The organism is Acetobacter sp. P1H12_c (assembly GCF_018811975.1).
Classification (GTDB): Bacteria; Pseudomonadota; Alphaproteobacteria; order Acetobacterales; family Acetobacteraceae; genus Acetobacter; species Acetobacter persici.
Genome location: NZ_JACRVR010000001.1, coordinates 19,290 through 37,074, shown reverse-complemented (window position 1 = coordinate 37,074; position 17,785 = coordinate 19,290). Strand labels below are relative to the sequence as shown.

Annotated in this window: 15 protein-coding genes and 1 other RNA gene; 8 read left to right on the top strand and 8 right to left on the bottom strand. The window is 61.4% G+C overall.

Going from position 1 to position 17,785, the window contains the following annotated elements:
- Positions 1 to 42: 42 nt before the first annotated feature.
- Genes KP699_RS00170 through KP699_RS00160 form a run of 3 tightly spaced genes read right to left on the bottom strand, consistent with a single transcriptional unit; the run spans position 43 to position 4,293 of the window.
- Positions 43 to 1,266 carry a phosphoglycerate kinase gene (locus KP699_RS00170; RefSeq protein ID WP_215761213.1) on the bottom strand — a complete coding sequence of 408 codons (1,224 nt, stop codon included), beginning with the start codon at positions 1,264 to 1,266 and terminating at the stop codon, positions 43 to 45.
- Positions 1,266 to 2,288, bottom strand: a complete 1,023-nt coding sequence (gene gap / locus KP699_RS00165; protein WP_025828332.1) for a type I glyceraldehyde-3-phosphate dehydrogenase — start codon at positions 2,286 to 2,288, stop codon at positions 1,266 to 1,268. The genes KP699_RS00170 and gap overlap by 1 nt, the downstream gene beginning before the upstream one ends.
- Before the next feature lie 25 nt (positions 2,289 to 2,313).
- Positions 2,314 to 4,293, bottom strand: coding sequence for a transketolase-like TK C-terminal-containing protein (locus KP699_RS00160; RefSeq protein ID WP_215761212.1), 1,980 nt, complete (start codon positions 4,291 to 4,293; stop codon positions 2,314 to 2,316).
- Positions 4,294 to 4,459: 166 nt separating this feature from the next.
- Between KP699_RS00160 and KP699_RS00155 the strand changes: the two genes are divergently transcribed.
- Positions 4,460 to 4,963: a hypothetical protein gene (locus tag KP699_RS00155; protein ID WP_237388919.1), complete on the top strand. Its 504-nt coding sequence runs from the start codon at positions 4,460 to 4,462 to the stop codon at positions 4,961 to 4,963.
- A 91-nt stretch (positions 4,964 to 5,054) separates the two neighbouring features.
- Positions 5,055 to 6,317: a 5-aminolevulinate synthase gene (gene hemA / locus KP699_RS00150; protein ID WP_212375656.1), complete on the top strand. Its 1,263-nt coding sequence runs from the start codon at positions 5,055 to 5,057 to the stop codon at positions 6,315 to 6,317.
- 70 nt (positions 6,318 to 6,387) lie between these two features.
- Here the strand turns inward: hemA and KP699_RS00145 are convergent, their stop codons facing one another.
- Positions 6,388 to 7,167, bottom strand: a complete 780-nt coding sequence (locus KP699_RS00145) for a DsbA family protein (protein WP_212362917.1) — start codon at positions 7,165 to 7,167, stop codon at positions 6,388 to 6,390.
- A 176-nt stretch (positions 7,168 to 7,343) separates the two neighbouring features.
- Here KP699_RS00145 and KP699_RS00140 point away from each other — a divergent pair, with 176 nt between their 5' ends.
- A complete protein-coding gene (locus KP699_RS00140) occupies positions 7,344 to 8,747 on the top strand; it encodes a gamma-glutamyltransferase (protein ID WP_374196860.1) in 1,404 nt (467 codons plus the stop codon).
- A gap of 228 nt (positions 8,748 to 8,975) precedes the next feature.
- Positions 8,976 to 10,001: a recombinase RecA gene (gene recA, locus KP699_RS00135; RefSeq protein WP_237388949.1), complete on the top strand. Its 1,026-nt coding sequence runs from the start codon at positions 8,976 to 8,978 to the stop codon at positions 9,999 to 10,001.
- A gap of 18 nt (positions 10,002 to 10,019) precedes the next feature.
- On the opposite strand, the gene KP699_RS00130 is transcribed toward recA, so the two are convergent.
- Positions 10,020 to 10,544: a GNAT family N-acetyltransferase gene (locus tag KP699_RS00130; RefSeq protein WP_215761211.1), complete on the bottom strand. Its 525-nt coding sequence runs from the start codon at positions 10,542 to 10,544 to the stop codon at positions 10,020 to 10,022.
- Positions 10,545 to 10,637: 93 nt separating this feature from the next.
- Here KP699_RS00130 and KP699_RS00125 point away from each other — a divergent pair, with 93 nt between their 5' ends.
- The 3 genes from KP699_RS00125 (at position 10,638) to mdoH (ending at position 14,759) form a co-directional block, all read left to right on the top strand.
- A complete protein-coding gene (locus tag KP699_RS00125) occupies positions 10,638 to 10,997 on the top strand; it encodes a winged helix-turn-helix domain-containing protein (RefSeq protein ID WP_215761210.1) in 360 nt (119 codons plus the stop codon).
- A gap of 76 nt (positions 10,998 to 11,073) precedes the next feature.
- The gene (locus KP699_RS00120; RefSeq protein WP_086655628.1) at positions 11,074 to 12,618 is read left to right on the top strand and encodes a glucan biosynthesis protein; all 1,545 of its coding nucleotides are present in this window, start codon (positions 11,074 to 11,076) and stop codon (positions 12,616 to 12,618) included.
- A complete protein-coding gene (mdoH, locus tag KP699_RS00115) occupies positions 12,618 to 14,759 on the top strand; it encodes a glucans biosynthesis glucosyltransferase MdoH (RefSeq protein WP_215761209.1) in 2,142 nt (713 codons plus the stop codon). Before KP699_RS00120 ends, mdoH begins: the two co-directional genes overlap by 1 nt.
- 140 nt (positions 14,760 to 14,899) lie before the next feature.
- Here mdoH and nagA read toward each other — a convergent pair whose 3' ends face one another.
- The 3 genes from nagA to KP699_RS00100 all read right to left on the bottom strand — a co-directional run bounded on the left by nagA (position 14,900) and on the right by KP699_RS00100 (position 17,552).
- The gene (nagA, locus tag KP699_RS00110) at positions 14,900 to 15,961 is read right to left on the bottom strand and encodes an N-acetylglucosamine-6-phosphate deacetylase (RefSeq protein WP_374196859.1); all 1,062 of its coding nucleotides are present in this window, start codon (positions 15,959 to 15,961) and stop codon (positions 14,900 to 14,902) included.
- A 66-nt stretch (positions 15,962 to 16,027) separates the two neighbouring features.
- Entirely contained in the window at positions 16,028 to 17,002 is a 975-nt protein-coding gene (locus tag KP699_RS00105; RefSeq protein WP_215761207.1) for a BadF/BadG/BcrA/BcrD ATPase family protein, read from the bottom strand.
- 118 nt (positions 17,003 to 17,120) lie between these two features.
- Positions 17,121 to 17,552 carry a hypothetical protein gene (locus KP699_RS00100; protein ID WP_237388921.1) on the bottom strand — a complete coding sequence of 144 codons (432 nt, stop codon included), beginning with the start codon at positions 17,550 to 17,552 and terminating at the stop codon, positions 17,121 to 17,123.
- A 128-nt stretch (positions 17,553 to 17,680) separates the two neighbouring features.
- Here KP699_RS00100 and ffs point away from each other — a divergent pair.
- Positions 17,681 to 17,778, top strand: an RNA gene (gene ffs / locus KP699_RS00095) — signal recognition particle sRNA small type.
- Positions 17,779 to 17,785 lie beyond the last annotated feature (7 nt).

Sequence of the window (17,785 nt, the reverse complement as noted above, 5' to 3'; positions counted from 1 at the left end):
TTTCCTGTTTTTCTAAAACCATCCTGAAAAGGAAGGGGTTTTTTAGATCGGAATCGTCCGTTCCAGCGTTGTGCTGAGTGCGGTCAGGCCCGGCAGAACCTTGCCTTCCAGCCATTCCAGAAACGCACCGCCTGCGGTGGAAACATACGTCATGTCTTCCAGCACGCCAGCATGACGCAGAGCGGACACGGTATCCCCGCCCCCGGCAATGGTCTTCAGGCTGCCTGCCTTGGTCAGACGAGCGGCTTCCTGTGCGACGGCATTGGTGCCTTCATCAAACGGAGGCAGTTCAAACACGCCCAGAGGGCCGTTCCACACTAGTGTTTTCAGGCCAGCCAGTTTGGCTTTCAGCAGTTTGACCGTCTCCGGCCCCACATCCAGCGCCATCCAGCCATCCGGAATTTCCGCAACCGGAGCAACCAGCGTGGGCGCACCGGCCATGAAGTCTTCAGAAAGGACAACATCTACTGGCAGAACCAGATCGCAGTTCTTTTCCTGCGCCTTGGCGATAATTTGCCGGGCCGTGTCGAGCATATCCTCTTCTTTGAGAGATTTGCCGACCTTGAAGCCTTTAGCCGCGAGGAAGGTATTGGCCATAGCCCCGCCGACCACCAGAACATCCACGCGTTCCAGCATGTTTTCCAGCAGGGCGAGTTTGGTGGACACTTTCGCGCCGCCAACAATGGCGCCAACCGGATGCTCGGGGTTTTCCAGCGCCGCATCCAGAGCGGAGAGTTCCGCTTCCATCAGTCGCCCGGCAAAGGACGGCAGATGTTCGGCCACACCGGCGGTGGAGGCATGGGCACGGTGCGCTGCGGAGAACGCATCATTCACATACACGTCCCCGAGCTTTGCCAGCTCAGCCGCCAGATCCGGTGCGTTGGTTTCCTCACCGGGGTAGAAGCGGGTGTTTTCCAGCAGCAGCACTTCCCCGTCTTTCAGGGAGCGGGCTGCGGTTTCCGCCTGCGGGCCGATGCAGTCATGCATAAAGCTGACAGGCTTGCCCAGCGCCGTGGCCAGAGCGGTGGCCATGGGCTCCAGAGACAGGCCGGGCACAACCTTGCCCTTCGGGCGGTCAAAATGGCTGAGCACAATCACGCGCCCGCCTTTGTCCGCCAGTTCCCGGATGGTGGGCACAATGCGCTCAATGCGCGTCATGTCCGAAATCTTTCCGTCCTGCATCGGGACGTTCAGATCCGCTCTCAGCAGGATACGCTTGCCCTGCGGGTCAAGCTTATCCAGCGTGTTGAAGGGGAGAATGGCCATCAGAGTGAACCGAACAGGGCCGCAGTATCGGACATGCGGTTGGAGAAGCCCCATTCATTATCATACCAGGAGCAGATACGGACCAGCTTGCCACCATCAACCAGCGTCGTCTGGGTTGCATCAAAGCTGGAGGATGCCAGCGTGTGGTTGAAATCGGAGCTGACCAGCGGCGCATCGGAATAGGCCAGAATGCCTTTCAGCGGGCCTTCGGACGCGGCAGCCTTGATGGCGGCGTTTACTTCTTCCACAGAGCCCGGCACTTTTTTCGGCACGAAATCAAGTGAGACGAGGGAGACGTTGGCTGTCGGGACGCGAATGGCGGTGCCATCCAGCTTGCCTTTCAGCTGCGGCAGAACCAGACCAACTGCGCGGGCAGCCCCCGTGGAGGTCGGGATCATGTTCAGCGCGGCAGCGCGGGCGCGGCGCAGGTCTTTATGCAGGGTGTCTACCGTGCGCTGATCCCCCGTGTAGGAATGGATGGTGACCATGTAGCCCCGTTCAATCCCGAACGTATCTTCCAGCACCTTGGCCACAGGGGCCAGACAGTTGGTGGTGCAGGAGGCGTTGGAGATGACCGTCATGTCCGGTGTCAGCACGTTCTGGTTCACGCCGTAGACGATGGTGGCATCCGCGTCTGTGCCCGGAGCGGAAATAATCACCTTGCGGGCACCAGCGGCCAGAAGCTGACCTGCTTTTTCCTTGGAGGTGAACAGGCCCGTACATTCCATGGCCACATCCACGCCCTGAAACGGCACCTTGGAAGGGTCACGCTCAGCGGAGACGGTAATCGGGTCCCATGTGCGGCCATGCGCTGTGATGATCAGCTTGTTGCCATCAACCTTGACGTCAGCCGGCAGGCGACCGTGCACGCTGTCATAGCTCAGCAGGTGAGCGTTATCAGACACGCTGCCCAGATCGTTAATGGCGACCGGCACAACATCCGTCCGCCCGCTTTCAATAATACCACGCAGAACAAGCCGGCCAATACGCCCGAATCCGTTGATCGCAATTTTGACTGCCATGTTTTTTAAGCTCCGTTTTTTTATTCTATGGTCTTGTCGTTAACGGTCCCCGAACGCGGGTCCGGGGCTGGTCCGGCGTGCGCAGGGAAGACCCCCGCTCAGCGCCTGAGGTAAGAAGATGCGCCCGCACCTTCTCACAGATCGCCTCAACAGTAATGCCGAAACGTTCATACAATGCGTTGACCGGGGCGGACGTGCCGAAATCATCCATGCCAACAAAAACTCCTTCTTCACCAAGCCAGCGTTCCCAGCCAAAGCCGGAAGCGGCCTCAATCCCCACGCGCAGGCCAGAGGCGCCCAGCACGGTTTTGCGGTAGCTGGCGGGCTGTTCAGCAAACAGCTCCCAGCACGGGATGGAAACCACGGTGGCCCGGATATCCTGCCGGGCAAGATGGTGCGACGCTTTCAGCGCAATGGCAACCTCCGGGCCGGAGGCAATCAGCGTGACCTGCCGCGTCTCTTCCTGCTTCACCACATACCCCCCGCGGGAGGGGGTGCCGAAGGCGGGAGCGGGGAGCGGCCCGTGCTGGTTTTCATACGGGCAGAGCAGCAGCATGGCCGGGCCGCCCTGCCATGTGAGAGCGGCCTCCCAGCAGTCGGTGGTCTCCCGCACGTCACACGGGCGGAAAACGGCCAGATGCGGCATGGCGCGCAGGCTGGCGAGCTGCTCCACGGGCTGCCAGCCGCCGCCGCCATCCCCCAGCGCCAGCCCGTCTCCTGTCAGCAGATACAGCACTTTGCGGCGCATGAGGGCGGCCATGCGCAGGGCGGAGCGCATGCGGTCCACTGTCATCATGCTGGCGGCACAGCAGGGCAGCAAGCCGCCATGCAAGGCAATACCATTTAGCATGCCAGCCATGCCGTGATCCTGAATGCCGCAGGACTGCTCGGCCGGGAGCAGCCGCGCACGGGCCTGCTGTGTGGCGGGCAGGGCGACCGGTGCCGCCAGATCAAGACGATAAGCCGATGCCGCAGTCAGGCAGACCAGTTCCGGTAGCAGTTCAGAAAGAGCGCGCAGCCCGGCAAGGCCTGCATCCTGTGTTGCGTGTCCTTCTGCGCTCTGCATCTGCCAGTGGCAGGCGCGGTGCCAGTCTTCCTCAAACAGCGCCGGGCGCTGGCCCTGTATTTCCCGCTCAAAGGCTGTGCGCAGGCGGTGGCGCGCAAAGCGGCGCAACCAGGAGCGGCGTGTGGTGGCACCGCGCCGGGCGGTGGGGCTCCATGGGCCGGTCAGCTCTTCTTCCGGAGGGAGGTGTGGCTCGGCCAGAGCATGACCGGGGGCGGAGGGCAGGCAGGCGATCAGCGTTGGTTTGCGCGCCCGGAGAGTAGCGGCCAGCGCGGAACTGATGGCAGCGGCATTGCCAGCATCCACCTTACGTACGGTCCAGCCGGAGGCGCTGAAGCGGGTCAGCGAATCGGCAAAGTCTCCATTATCAGGGCCTGCGGGGGGTGTGACGAGAACGGCCAGCCTGTCCAGCCCGAAGCGCCCGGCAAGCTGGGCGGCTTCCATCGCCACACCCGTTGCAAGGTCCGTATCCTGCGCAAGGACCCATGTGCGGTGGTTGACCAGAGAGCGGCCAAAGCGGCGCGCCAGCGTCTGTTCCGCAAAGGCCATGCCCACGGCGGCGGCGACACCCTGCCCTGCCAGCCCCGGTGCAACTTCCACCGCAGGGTGGCGGCCATATTCCAGTGGGAGAGCGGCCTCTGTCGCCGGGCCGGTCAGGCGCAGCATGGCACGCAGAAGGGGCAGCATGGTGGTGGAGGGGACGACAAACCGGTCCCGGTCCGGCCAGTCGGGGGCGCTGGGGTCAAACCGCAGCACGCGGCACCATAGGGCGGTTACGGGCAGGCACATCCGGTTTAGCAAGGTGCGGGCATGGGGCGGTAGGTGTTCCGCATTCAGCAGCAGGCGCGCGGCGCGGCTCATTCTGGCCACGGCGCTTTGCTGGGCGGAAAGCTGGGTCTCTTCCCGCAGGTCGGTTGGGTCTGTCGAAAGGGCTGCTGCCATTCGCCTGCCTTGCCGTAACGGGCCTGTCCTCACGACAGGTCTTCCTGATCGTGCCCTGCTCAATAAAGCCGGGCGGGGAGGAGAGCAAGTTTTGCGGCCCGGATAAGAGGCTTTACCTTGCGTCCGCCGCAAAGGAGCGCGAATAGAGGACAAGAAGAGTCCCCCCTTGTCTGACACCGGAGTTCTGCCCGTTATGCTGTCTGTTTCCCGCTTTACAGAAAAGGGGCCGTTTTTCCGGGTGGCGCTTGTGGCAGGTGTTGCGCTGTGCCTGAGCGGGTGCAAGCTGGTGGACCAGAAAACCTTCAATGCGCGGGCAGGCAAACCGCCTGTGCCTTATATTCCGCCAGCCCCGCCCGGTCCGCCGCCTGTGCCGCCGCTGATCGAGCTTGTCGCGGGAACGTCTCCAAAAGAATGGAGCGGGCCGGTGGAGCAGATTGTGCATAAGGCGCTGGCGAGCAAGCCTGACATCCTGTTTGTGGTGCAGTGTCTGGTGCCGCCGGGCGCGGATTCCGCGACAGACCAGCAGGCTCTGGTCCAGCTTGTGCAGGGTGACGGGCAGGCCGTAACGCAGGCCATTATCAAGGATGGGGCCTCCCCCGCACAGGTGGAAATGGCCGCTATGCCGGATTCGACCGTGACGAAGTCCGTTATCAGGGTGTATGTGAAGTAACCCTGACAAGTTTATGTGAAGACCGGCCAGACGGCCGACGGGCCCTGCGCCGAGCCCCGACCGTTTCTGACGACGCGAGGAGAGTATAAGCGTGGGATCAATCAAAAACGCCCGGCATCCGTTTTATGAGCACTGCCATACGGCGTTGAATGCGATCAGGCAGCAGGGGCGTTACCGCACATTTACCCCGCTGGCACGCCTTGCAGACCGTTTCCCTCTGTATGAGGAAGAGCTGCCAGCCCTGCCAGAAGGCCGGGAAGTGATTGTCTGGTCCACCAATGATTATCTGGGCATGGGCGTGGTGCCGGAAGTGCAGGAGGCCGCGATTGCGGCCATCCGTGAGCACGGTGCCGGGGCCGGTGGCACCCGCAATATTGCCGGAACCAGCCCGCTGCATACTGCGCTGGAAGCCGAACTGGCCGGCCTGCATGGCAAGGAGGCCGGTCTGCTGTTTGGCTCCGGCTATGTGTCCAATCAGGCCAGCCTCCAGACTATTCTGACCTCCATGCCCGGCTGGATCTGTTTTTCAGACCGCCTGAACCATGCCTCCATGATTGCTGGCATCAAGGGCGCGCGCGGCTCTCAGACGGTTATTTTCGAGCATAATGACCTGAAAGACCTTGAGGCAAAGCTGGCTGAAGCGCCTGCGGACGCCCCCAAGCTGATCGCGTTTGAAAGCGTCTATTCCATGGACGGGGATGTGTCCGACATTGCCGGAATCTGCGCACTGGCCCGGAAATATAACGCCCTGACCTATCTGGATGAAGTGCACGCCGTCGGCCTGTATGGCGAGGAAGGCGGCGGGATCTCCCAGCGGGATGGTGTGGCGGATCAGGTGGATATTATTGAAGGGACGCTGGCCAAGGGCTTTGGTGTGCATGGGGGCTACATCACGGCCTCGGCCGAGATTGCGGATTTCCTGCGCTCCACCGCGTCAGGCTTCATTTTCACCACTGCCCTTCCTCCCTCAGTTGTGGGGGCAGCGCTGACCAGCGTGCGCAAGGTGCGGGCTGAAAACTGGCGGCGTGAGAAAATGTTTGAGCGGGTGAACACTTTCCGCGCCCGCCTGCGGGCTGCCGGGGTGCCCTTTACCATGACACCTAGCCATATCGTGCCGATTCCGGTGGGCGATGCGGAACGCTGCAAGCGGATCAGCCGCCGTTTGCTTGTGGAATACGGGCAGTATGCCACCCCCATCAATTACCCCACGGTGCCGCAGGGCACGGAGCGCCTGCGCCTGACGCCGGGGCCGTTCCATACGGATGAGATGATGGATGAGATGGTGCGCGCTCTGGCGAGTCTGCTGCGGGAAGAAGGCATTATGCCTGCCCGCCAGACGGAAGATGCCGCCTGAAACGCTGAGGGTCTAAAAGCCTCATTCTGCCTGCCCCCGGCTCACAGGGTCCGGGGGCAGGCCAGAGGGTTTAGTGTGTTGCTTTACGCAACCGGTCGAGGGCGGCTTTCAGGTCACTCTCAGACGCAGCGCCGGGAATAATTTCACGGTCGCCAATAATGAAGGTCGGCGTGCCTTCCAGATCAATCGCCTTTGCCAGTTCGACATTTTTGCTCAGCGCTGCCGTTACGGCCGGGCTTTTCATGTCTTTTTGCAGGCGGTCAGCATCCAGCCCGAGATTTTCAGCAATCCGATGGATCCGCTCGGCGGAGGGGGCTGAGGAATCCGTCATCAGAGCTTTCTGAAACGGGACATATTTGCCCTGAAGCCCTGCGGCCATAATGGCCTGTGCATCCATCACGCTGTTAGGCCCGAGCACGGGAATGACTTTTAAAACCAGCCGGAGGTCAGGCTCGGAGCCGAGCAGATGGTCCACATCGCCCAGCACCTTGCGGCAATACTGGCAGCGGGGGTCATAAAACTCGACCACTTCCAGCTTGCCGGATTTATTGCCCAGCACAACATCCGTCGTGCTCTGGCCATACTGCGCCTTGTTCCGGCGCACCGTCTCCAGCGCGGAAGAGGCTTTTCTGGCGGACGCCTGCGCCTGTAGGGAGCTGATGGCGTCTGACAGGATGGAAGGGTCCGTCCTGAGCGCATTCCGCAGGATTTCAACAATTTCAGCACGCTGTGCGGGGCTGAAACTGCTGTCCGCCGCCCGTGCGGAAACCGCACCACCGCAGAGCAGGAGGAGGCTTGCGGCTCCGGCCAGAGCGGCGCGCCTGAAAGAAAAGGTTATCAGCTTTTTCATCGTGTCTTTATGTGTAAAGCAGAACCGCTGGGATGGAAATGCCGCGTGTGTGTTGCTGCACGCCCGGAACAGCGGTAATCCAGAACAGAGTTTCAGACGCCCGGCATGCGGGCAGACCAGAGCAATGGAGACATCAAGGCGTGCCCGAGCATTTCATGAAGACCTGTTCAGCCCGGATGGCGTCGCTACTGATGGCCTGTTCCCTCACCATCCCCCTGACAGCCTGTAGCATCTTTGCGGATGATAGCCCGGCCAGGCAGTCTCACCCTGCCCTGACGGGGTTTGTGGGTGAGGTTGTGGCGGATGAACCGCAGGCGGCTCTGGTCGCGCGGGATGTGCTGGCGCAGGGCGGGAACGCGGCGGATGCCGCGGCGGCTCTGGGGTTGGCCTTGTCCGTCACCCTGCCCTCCCGCGCCTCGCTGGGGGCAGGTGGAGCCTGTCTGGCCTGGCGTCCGGGGGATGCACAGGGGCAGGCCTTTGTTTTCCTGCCGCGCGCGGGGCAGACCCCCGCGCAGTCTGACCGCCCGGCAGCCGTGCCCATGCTGGCCCGTGGCCTGTATCTGATGCAGTTGCGCTATGGCCATGTTGACTTTGCGGATCTGGTCGTGCCTGCCCGTAATCTGGCGACGGATGGCGTGCCGGTGGGTGGCCTTCTGGCGTCCGATCTGGCGGCGGTGCAGACGCCGCTGCTGGCGGATGAAAAAACGCGCGCCATTTTTGCCAACAGCAACGGTACCGTTCTGGGCGCGAATGACCTGATGGTGCAGCCGCGTCTGGCCGGGGCGCTTGAGCGCCTGCGGATTGCCGGGGTGGGGGACCTGTATAACGGCTCTCTGGCGCAGAGCTTTACGCTGGCATCTCAGGCAGCGGGTGCGGGTCTGACACCGGCGGATATGCGCAGCAGCCTGCCTGTGGCGGAGCAGCCTCTGACCCTGCGCTCCGGCGGACTGGATATCAGCTTCCTGCCGCCGCCAGCCGATGGCGGGCTGGGAACGGCCGCCGCTTATAGCGCGATGGATGATCACGGCCATTCCGGTGTCCGGGCGGAAGCCGTTGTATCCGGCTGGCGCGCCCGTCAGACCGGCAAAGGGGCCGCGATGACCGCAGCAGATGCGCAGGCCCTGTTGCAGGGTGGCAGCCTGCCTTCCGGGTCTGCTCTGCCGCCCCTGCCTGCTTCCACATCTTTTGTGGTGACGGACCGGACGGGTGAGACGGTCAGCTGTGGCCTGACCATGAACAATCTGTTCGGCACCGGCCGTGTTGCTGGCTCGACCGGGATCGTGCTGGCGGCCTCCCCCGTGCGGCGTCCGCTGCCATTGCTGACGGCGGCTATCGCGCATCAGGGCACCAGCCAGTTCCGCGCGGCGGCGACGGCTTCTGGCCAGAATGTTGCGGCGGATACGGCAGCCATTGCACTGCGGGCAGCGATTGCCGGGCAGCGCCCGACCGTGACGGACGGTGTGGGGCGCGCCAATTTTGTGTCCTGCCCTGCGGGGCTGCCGGGCGATTCCGGAAAATGCTTCGGGTGGACCGATCCGCGCGGCTCTGGCCTTGCGGTCTCTTCCAGCCATACCAAATAAGGTCTGTCGCGCTGGCGGCAGGAGGCAAGGCGGCTTTTGGCCGCCTGTTTCCGGCTTGAAGTGTTCTCGTTTTGTTTCTATAAGAACAGGTGGAAACACCATTTTTAAGGTGCCTGAGCGAGGATCGGGGTGTGATCCCGGTCATTGCCCGGTACGCGGCTTTTATGGCACGTCTTGAAACAGTGCAGCACTCCCGGCCGTAGTCGATGGCCACAGGAAAGGTGAATGATGGATAAGGCAAAAGCTCTTGAAGGCGCGCTCGGGCAGATTGAACGGGCTTTTGGGAAAGGGTCTGTCATGCGGCTGGGACAGCGCCCGAAGGAACAGGCGGACGTGGTTCCCACTGGCTCTCTGGGGCTGGATATCGCTCTGGGGATTGGCGGCCTGCCGCGTGGCCGTGTAATTGAAATTTACGGCCCGGAAAGCTCCGGTAAAACCACGCTGGCGCTGCATGCCATTGCAGAGGCCCAGAAGCGGGGCGGCACCTGCGCCTTTATTGATGCCGAGCACGCGCTGGACCCCGGCTACGCCAAGAAGCTGGGCGTGGATATTGATAATCTGCTGATCAGCCAGCCCGACGCGGGTGAGCAGGCGCTGGAAATTGCGGACACACTGGTGCGCTCTGGCGCGATTGATGTGCTGGTGGTGGATAGTGTGGCGGCCCTTGTGCCGCGTGCCGAGCTTGAAGGGGATATGGGTGACAGCCATGTCGGCCTGCATGCCCGTCTGATGAGTCAGGCGCTGCGTAAGCTGACAGGCTCCGTTGCGCGCTCCAACACCATGATGATCTTCCTGAACCAGATCCGTCTGAAAATTGGCGTGATGTTTGGCAACCCGGAAACCACGACGGGCGGGAACGCACTGAAGTTCTACGCCTCCGTGCGTCTGGATATCCGCCGCATCGGGTCCATCAAGGACAAGGATGAGGTGGTGGGCAACCAGACGCGGGTGAAGGTGGTCAAGAACAAGATGGCCCCGCCGTTCCGTCAGGTCGAGTTCGATATCATGTATGGTGAAGGCATCAGCAAGGTCGGGGAACTGATTGATCTGGGCGTGAAAGCCGGTGTGGTGGAAAAATCCGGCGCATGGTTCTCCTATGACAGCCAGCGGATTGGTCAGGGGCGTGAAAACTCCAAGCAGTTCCTGCGTGACCACCCTGAAATGGCTGCCGAGATTGAACGCAAGGTGCGTGAACATTCCGGTATTGTGGCGGAAGCCATGATGCTGGCCCCCGAGCACCATGTGGAAGACTAAGCGGTTCTTTTCAGTCGTTTAGACCCGGCCTGAAACAGGTCGGGACAAAAAGCTGGCTTCGGGATCATACGAGGCCAGCACGGCTTTTTCAGCCTCGGAAATATCTTCTGGCGTAAAGCCCTGCTTTAGCCAGAATGTGCGGGCTGGCCCGGTTGCTGTCAGGCTGAGCACCGGCAGATTTGCCTTCCGGGCAGCGTGTTCTGCCAGCAGGATGGCCTCTTTGGCACGCCCCTGCCCCCTTACGGTTTCAGCCAGAGCAAGGTCATGCAGATACCAGCTTTCCGGCTGGGCAGGCAGATGGTGCAGAAGGCAGTTCAGGCGCGGGGAGAGATGCCCCGCCCACGGGTGGCTGATCAGATAGCCATGCACCCCGCTTGCATCGGCCAGCACAAAGCAGCCTGACGGGGCAAGCCTCAGCCGTTCTCTGAAAATATCGTCATCTTCCGGATAATCCGGGTGGATGTGTGCCGCGAGTGTTATGATGGCGGCAAGATCATCTGGTCTCATGGGGCGCCAGATGATATCTGCGTTGAGATGTGTCATGAGAAGATGGCCGGGGCGCGGGTCCGGGTAAAAGAAAACATCATGTTCTTATGGTATCATGCAGAGAACGGGAACGCGAACGCGGGCAGGTGAATGACTGAGCGGTTAAGACTGACCTTGCGGGTGGATGCGGACAAAAAACCTGCTCTGGGGCATGGGAAAATTCGTCTGCTTGAGCAACTGGCGGAAACAGGGTCTATTTCTGCGGCGGGGCGCGCTATGGGCATGTCCTATCGCCGGACATGGCTGCTGGTGGATAGTCTGAACCAGATGTTCCGTGAACCGCTGGTTGTGACGCGGCCCGGCGGCGGCGGCGGCGCGTTTCTGACAGCCGAAGGCGAGGCTGTGGTGCGCTGTTACCGGGATATTGAAAAACAGGCAGCACAGGTTGCTGAGGCCCATCTTGCTGAACTTGAAAAACTCTTAACACCACAAATCGTGGAATGCCCTTAAAAAGCCGTATCACACGGTGATTTTGTCACAAAAGAAATTTTTAGCCCCTAAATCATAGGGAATTCGGGAGTCTGGAGTGTCTTCATCTGTACAGCGGCGGGACTTAATTCGGATTGGCGCGGGGGCGACACTCGCTACTCTGGCGGGCGGCGTTGCCCGGCAGGCGCGGGCAGAAGGGCTTGAAGGAGCGACGGGTATGTTTGATGACATGACGGTGCGGCAGATTGCCCGTCGTCTTGCCAGTGCGCCCTATCACGGGCCGGACCAGACCTTGCCCAAAGCGCTGGATAATCTGAATTTTGACCAGTTCCGCAGCATTGCCTACCGGGAAGACCGGACGTTGTGGCATGATGACAGCCTGGCGTTTGATGTTGCGTTTTTTCCGCGTGGCTTTCTCTACCGCCCCCGGATTGATATTTTTGAGATCAAGGACGGGAAATCCGAGCCTGTTCCCTATTCCGCCGATCTGTTCACTTATGGTGACCCATCCCTGAAAGTAGACGAAAATCTCGGCTTTGCCGGGCTGCGTCTGCGCACACCCATCAACACTCCCGGTGTGATGGAAGAATTCTGCGTGTTTCTGGGGGCATCCTACTTCCGCGCCGTTGCCAAAGGGCAGAGCTATGGCCTGTCTGCCCGGGGCTTTGCGGACGGCACAGGGGACCCGAAGGGTGAGGAATTTGCCCTTTTCCGGGCCTTCTGGCTGGAAAAACCACAGCCGGGCGTAAAAGCCGTGGTGGTGCACGCGCTGCTGGACAGTCCCTCCGTTGCCGGGGCGTTCCGCTTTACCATTCGTCCGGGCGATACGACGGTGTTTGACGTGCAGTCCACCCTCTATCCCCGCACCAAAATTGACCAGTCCGGCATCGCTCCGCTGACGGGCATGTTCTATTTTGACGCCAATGACCGCACACATGTGGATGACTGGCGTCCCGCCGCGCATGATAGTGAGGCCCTCCAGATGTGGACCGGCGCAGGGCAGGAACTGTTCCGCCCGCTGCGGAACCCGCTGGATCTGCAGTTCTCGGCGTTTTCGGATGATTCCCCGCGGGGCTTTGGTCTGATGCAGCGCCGCCGGAACTTCCATGATTTTGAAGATCTGGCCCTGAATTATGAAAAACGGCCGTCTCTGTGGATTGAACCCATCGGGGACTGGGGGCAGGGCTGGGTGGATCTGGTGGAAATCCCGACCCCGAATGAAGTGAATGACAATATCGTCTCCTTCTGGCGGCCCAAAACACCGCTGGAAGCCGGGAAGGAATACAGTTTTACCTACCGGATGTACTGGGGGTGGGATGCCCCCTTCCCCACGCCGCTGGCCCGTATTGGCGCAACCCGCGTCGGGGCTGTGGTGGACGATAAAACGGCCCGCTTCTTCTCCATTGATTTTATGGGTGTGCCGTTTGAGCGCCTGCCCAAGGACACGAAGTTCCATCTGGAACCACAGTCTTCCGCCGGCAAAATCCGTAATGTGGTGGTAGAACCCAACCCGAATATCAATGGCTGGCGCACAACCTTTGAATTTGTGCCGGGGGATGAAAAAGTTGTGGAGCTGCGCTGTGTTCTGGCAGCAGACAGCGGCCCGGTCTCAGAAGAATGGGTGTATCGTTGGACGCCGTAATGACACCGCCTGACCTGCACGCCGTACCCTTTCAGGCCCTGCCGCCAGAAGCACCTCTGGCCATGCCGGTGCAGGACCTGCATGCCGCGCCGGATATGGAAGGTCGGAGCAGGACGCCTTCTACCTCCCCGGCAAGTATTGGTGTGCGGCGCTTTCTGGTTCTGGGGTCAGCCCTTGCGCTGACTGTTTTTGGCGCATGGCGCACCCACAAAGTGCTGGATGCCAATGGCACCACCATCCTTGGTGTGGTGATGCTGGTGCTGTTTGTGGCGTTGTTCCTGTGGATTGCGCTGGCGTTTACCTCCTCCCTCGCCGGGTTTGTCTCGCTGATTACCCGCGGTGGCCTCGGTCTGGGCATTACCCGCTCTGGCCCGCTCCCTGTCCTGCGGTCCCGCACGGCTCTGCTGCTGCCCACGTATAATGAACCCCCGCATCGTGTGATGGCGGGGCTGAAGGCCATTTATACCAGCCTGTGTGAAACAGGTCAGGTCGAGGCGTTTGACGTTTTTATCCTCTCCGACACCACCAACCCGGATGTGTGGGTGGAAGAGGAAGCGGCTTTTCTTGCTCTGCGCGCCCAGACGGGTGGTGAAAACCGCATTTTCTATCGTCGCCGCCACAACAATGTGGAACGCAAGGCCGGGAACGTGGGGGAATGGGTACGCCGTTTTGGCGGCGCCTATGACACCATGGTCACACTGGATGCGGACTCCGTCATGTCTGGCGAGACCCTGGTGCGGATGGCCGGAGCCATGGAGCGCAACCCCGGTGTCGGGCTGATTCAGACATTGCCGGTGATTGTGGGGGGCACCACGCTGTTTGCCCGCCTCCAGCAGTTTGCCGGGCGTGTTTACGGGCCAGTGATTGCGCACGGTATTGCCTGGTGGCATGGCTCGGAAGGTAATTACTGGGGCCATAATGCCATTATCCGCACACAGGCTTTTGCCGGGCAGGCTGGTCTGCCGCATGTGCCGGGGCGTAAGCCGTTTGGCGGCCATATTCTGAGCCATGACTTTGTAGAAGCCGCACTGATGCGCCGGGGCGGCTGGGCCATTCATATGGTGCCGGGGCTGGATGGATCTTACGAGGAAAGCCCGCCCTCTCTGACGGATGTGGCTATTCGTGACCGGCGCTGGTGTCAGGGCAACCTGCAACATGTGAAAGTGCTGCCCACCAAAAAGCTGCACTGGATCAGCCGGATGCATATGGTGGTGGGGATTGGCGCGTACGTCACCTCCCCGCTCTGGCTGGTGTTCCTGCTGACCGGGATTCTGATCTCCCTTCAGGCGCATTTTGAGCGGCCCGAATATTTTGGGGATACCAAACTGCTTTACCCGCACTGGCCGCATGTGGACCCGGTGCAGGCAAAGTACGTGTTTATCGGCACCATGGCCATTCTGCTGGCCCCCAAGCTGCTGGCCTATATTGCGCTGCTGTTTGACCGCGCAACCTGCCGTGGGTGTGGCGGAGCCATCCGCGCCGCGGCGTCCGTGCTGGTGGAAACGCTGATTGGTGGTCTGATTGCCCCCATCGCGATGCTGATCCAGACGTCCGGAGTGCTGTCCATTCTTTCCGGGCATGATTCTGGCTGGAACACGCAGAAGCGGGACGATGGTGGCGTGCCGTTTACGGTTGTTGTCCGGCAATACGCCAAATTCACCATTTTTGGCCTGTTGCTGGGGATCGGCGCGTGGGTTGTCTCCCCATCCCTGTTCTTCTGGATGACGCCTGTTCTGCTCGGGCTGGTTTTTTCTATCCCTCTGGTTGTCATGACCAGTAGCCGTGATGTCGGGCAGAATTTTAAAAAAGCTGGCCTGCTTCTGGTGCCGGAAGAAACGCATCCGCCGGATGTGCTGGTGAAAACGGAACAGGCCGTGGCCGAAGATCACGGCCCTGCCCTGCCGGATGATGCTTTGCGTGCCCTGCGGGCGGATGCGGGACTGTTTCAGGCGCATGCCGCCATGCTGCCCCCATCCCGCAAAGCGGGGGACCCGATCAACCCTGATCAACTGGTCGGGTTGCTGAAGGTAGCGGAAGCGCCGAGCCTTGCGGTGCTGGAAACACAACTGACGGCGAAAGAAAAAGCCGCTGTTCTGGGCTGTGCGGAAGGTCTTGCAGCCATAAGCCGCCTGCCCGCCTGATCTTTCAGTTGGATTGACATAAAAAGGAAGAAGAGCGGTTTACCCTGCTCTTCTTCCTTTTTTATTGCGCCTGTTTTGGCTGGCGTCCTTGGCCGGTTGGCCGGAGCGGGCGCAGGTAAGTCTGGAGTCCGGGCGTGCGTTTAATGGATGCGCGCGCCGCCCACCCAGACTTCCTGAACTGTAAAAGCGGAATCCAGCACAACAAAATCAGCCCGCTTTCCGGCTTCCAGCGTACCCCGGTCCGTCAGGCCCAGATACCGGGCCGGATTGGTGCTGAGCAGCGCCGCAGCTTCCAGTAGCGGCGTGCCAGCCTGAAGGGCGTTGCGTAATGCCTGATCCAACGTCAGAACGCTTCCGGCCAGACTACCATCGGGTAGCCGGGCGGTGCCGTCTTTCACCATCACGTCCTGCCCGCCAAGCTGGCTTGGCCCTTCCGGCAGGCCGGTGGCGCGCATGGCGTCTGTTACAAAAACCAGCCGCCCGCCCATAACGCGATGCGCCAGCCGGAACGTGGCCGGGTGGACGTGGTGAGTATCAAAAATCATTTCCGCGTAAGCATCGCTGCACATCAGGGCGGTAACGGGGCCGGGCTTGCGGCTGGTAATGGGGGCCATGGCGTTGAACAGATGAGTGCCCCCCGCCACGCCCCCGGCGGCACAGATCTGGCAGATCGCGCTGCTGGTTTCTTCATACTCCGCGACGGTATGACCAATGCTGACGCGCACCCCGGCGTCTGCAAACTGTTTGATGGCGGTCTGGCTGTGCGGGAGTTCCGGCGCAAGGGTTACAACGCGCACACAGCCCGTCCCCAGTGCTTCGGCCACGCGTTCCGCAGTTGGCGGAATGGCATAGGGGGGCTGTGCGCCCAGCTTGTGCGGGCTGACAAACGGCCCTTCCAGATGTGCCCCATGCACCACCGGACCCTTGGGAATTTGCGAGCGCACCACTTCCGCGACAGCACGCAGAGCCTCCATCACGTCAGCCCAGGGGCGGGTAATGGTGGTGGGCAGAATAGTGGTGGTGCCATGCTGTGCGTGGAAGCGGGAGAGCGTGTGAATGGCCTCCACACCATCCATAGTGTCTGCGCCGTTGCCACCATGCACATGGCCATCAATAAAGCCCGGAAGAATATAGCGGTCCGGCACAGCGCTCCGGGCTTCCGTGGCCTCAATCTGTCCGGAGAAAGAGAGGCGTCCGGGCATGATCCGGTCAGGAAGAACGAGGTGTCCATCAAGCTCTGACATAGGGGGCTCCTGTTTTTGAAAAGTCTATGTGTTCAGAGCATGCGCAAGGCGTGCAATCCATTCTGCGTCAATCGGCCATCCGGCCAGTCTGGCGGCCTGCACAAGGCCACCGCCAACAGGCGGCAGGCGCGGAGGCTGCGGTGCGCCGCACAGGTCCGTCAGCGTGGTGCGGAGCAGGGCGCTCTTGAACACACTTCCCGCGTAGCTCCACGGCAGGTCATGGTCAGAAAAACGCGTGCGGGCCGTCTGAACAAGAACGGCGAGGTGCTGCGCGGCCCGCGTGATAAGCGCACGGGCTTCCGGGCAACCGGCTTCCGCCATATCATCAATCAGCCGGGCGCAGTGGGCAATGGCGGGGCGGGGGCGGTCCTGCTGGTTATACCATCCCAGCAGGGCGTCCAGTGCTGCCGGATTTGCATCGGGCCAGTTCATGGCAGCGCAGATCTGCCGGGCGAAGGACTGTGCTTCCGGAGCGCGCCCGTCCATGGTCTGACAGACCCGTTGCAGGGCTTTGCGGCCAATCCAGTAAGCGCTGCCTTCATCGCCAAACACGGGACCCCAGCCGCCCACGCGGGCTGTCTGGCCAGCGCCGTCTGAGGCCCAGGCCATGGAGCCTGTGCCGGAGAGCAGGAGGACGCCAGCGCCCCCGGCAAACGCGCCGATGCAGGCCATGTCTACATCATTAGTCAGGCTGGCAGGTGTTGCAGGGAAAAGCTGCTGCACATGCGCCTGAAGCTGGCGGCCGGTTTCCCGGTTCTCCCCGTACCCGGCAACGCCGAAGGCTGCTGCCTGCACACCAGAGGCCAGCGGGGAGACAAGATCCGTGAGAATGGCCTGCCAGTCCGGCTGATCAAACGGGTTGCAGCCTCGGGTGACCTGCTGGGCCTGAACGGACGCGTCTGGCCCAACCCGTACAGCCAGTGTTTTTGTGCCGCCGCCATCAACGGCCAGAATGGCCGGACCGTGCGGAAAGTGGGGGGGCACAACAGGCTCAGGCATAGGATCGTGCTCGGGTCAAATGGGCGCTCTTTGCAAGGGAGGCGGAAGACAGGCCCTCAGGATTATATCTTTTTCAAAATAGATGCCAGAGGCAGCCCGGCCCTCTTTTCAGGCGGGCTCAGGGGGCAGGGGCGGGGCCATCCGGAATGCTGCCCAGCCGCTCACAGGCCTGCGCCAGTGCTTTTTCCGGGTTGGGTGTTTCACAAAGCTGCCGCACGTCGGGCGAGCAGATTTCGATGGAATTTTCAAAATCGGATTCCAGCACGTCCTGCGCAATGGCCAGATCCTGATCATTCGTGCGGGTCTGTTCTTCCTGCAACTGGGCCTGAGTTTTGTGCAGTTCCTTCAGGGAGTCGATGCAGGCGGGGCTGGCGGCCTCGGGCTTGTATTGCAGCACGGCCAGTTCCTTCTGGAGCTGTGCGTTGGGCACGGTGCTGCGTACGGAGGAGTTGTTATCTTCATCCTCGGCATGCGCGTAAAAAGGGACTGCGGTCAGGGCGGAAGCCAGCAGGACCATGGCGGCATGGGGGAACAGGCTGAATTTGGACACGCGCAGACTCTCTGAAGGGGCAAGGAATGGCTCAGACCTTATACCTCCTAGCCTGCCGCTTCCCGCAAGGCAAAGAGGGAAAAGGGCAGGGTTGGCAGGCGGCGCGGTTTGGTGCTATCTGTGCTCCCGGAAAGTCGGCGGTGGACGGGCGCCTTGCTAACCTGGTCAGGTCCGGAAGGAAGCAGCCCTAGTGAGTTTCGTCCGGGTCATCGTTCGGCTTTCCACCTTTTTCC

What these genes read in the sequence shown, in the direction of transcription:
- KP699_RS00160 (WP_215761212.1), bottom strand. Translation starts at nt 4,293, where the DNA reads ATGGCAGCAGCCCTTTCGACAGACCCAACCGACCTGCGGGAAGAGACC.
- recA (WP_237388949.1), top strand. Translation starts at nt 8,976, where the DNA reads ATGGATAAGGCAAAAGCTCTTGAAGGCGCGCTCGGGCAGATTGAACGG.
- KP699_RS00130 (WP_215761211.1), bottom strand. Translation starts at nt 10,544, where the DNA reads ATGACACATCTCAACGCAGATATCATCTGGCGCCCCATGAGACCAGAT.
- gap (WP_025828332.1), bottom strand. Translation starts at nt 2,288, where the DNA reads ATGGCAGTCAAAATTGCGATCAACGGATTCGGGCGTATTGGCCGGCTT.
- mdoH (WP_215761209.1), top strand. Translation starts at nt 12,618, where the DNA reads ATGACACCGCCTGACCTGCACGCCGTACCCTTTCAGGCCCTGCCGCCA.
- KP699_RS00125 (WP_215761210.1), top strand. Translation starts at nt 10,638, where the DNA reads ATGACTGAGCGGTTAAGACTGACCTTGCGGGTGGATGCGGACAAAAAA.
- KP699_RS00170 (WP_215761213.1), bottom strand. Translation starts at nt 1,266, where the DNA reads ATGGCCATTCTCCCCTTCAACACGCTGGATAAGCTTGACCCGCAGGGC.
- nagA (WP_374196859.1), bottom strand. Translation starts at nt 15,961, where the DNA reads ATGCCCGGACGCCTCTCTTTCTCCGGACAGATTGAGGCCACGGAAGCC.
- KP699_RS00145 (WP_212362917.1), bottom strand. Translation starts at nt 7,167, where the DNA reads ATGAAAAAGCTGATAACCTTTTCTTTCAGGCGCGCCGCTCTGGCCGGA.
- KP699_RS00105 (WP_215761207.1), bottom strand. Translation starts at nt 17,002, where the DNA reads ATGCCTGAGCCTGTTGTGCCCCCCCACTTTCCGCACGGTCCGGCCATT.
- KP699_RS00140 (WP_374196860.1), top strand. Translation starts at nt 7,344, where the DNA reads ATGGCGTCGCTACTGATGGCCTGTTCCCTCACCATCCCCCTGACAGCC.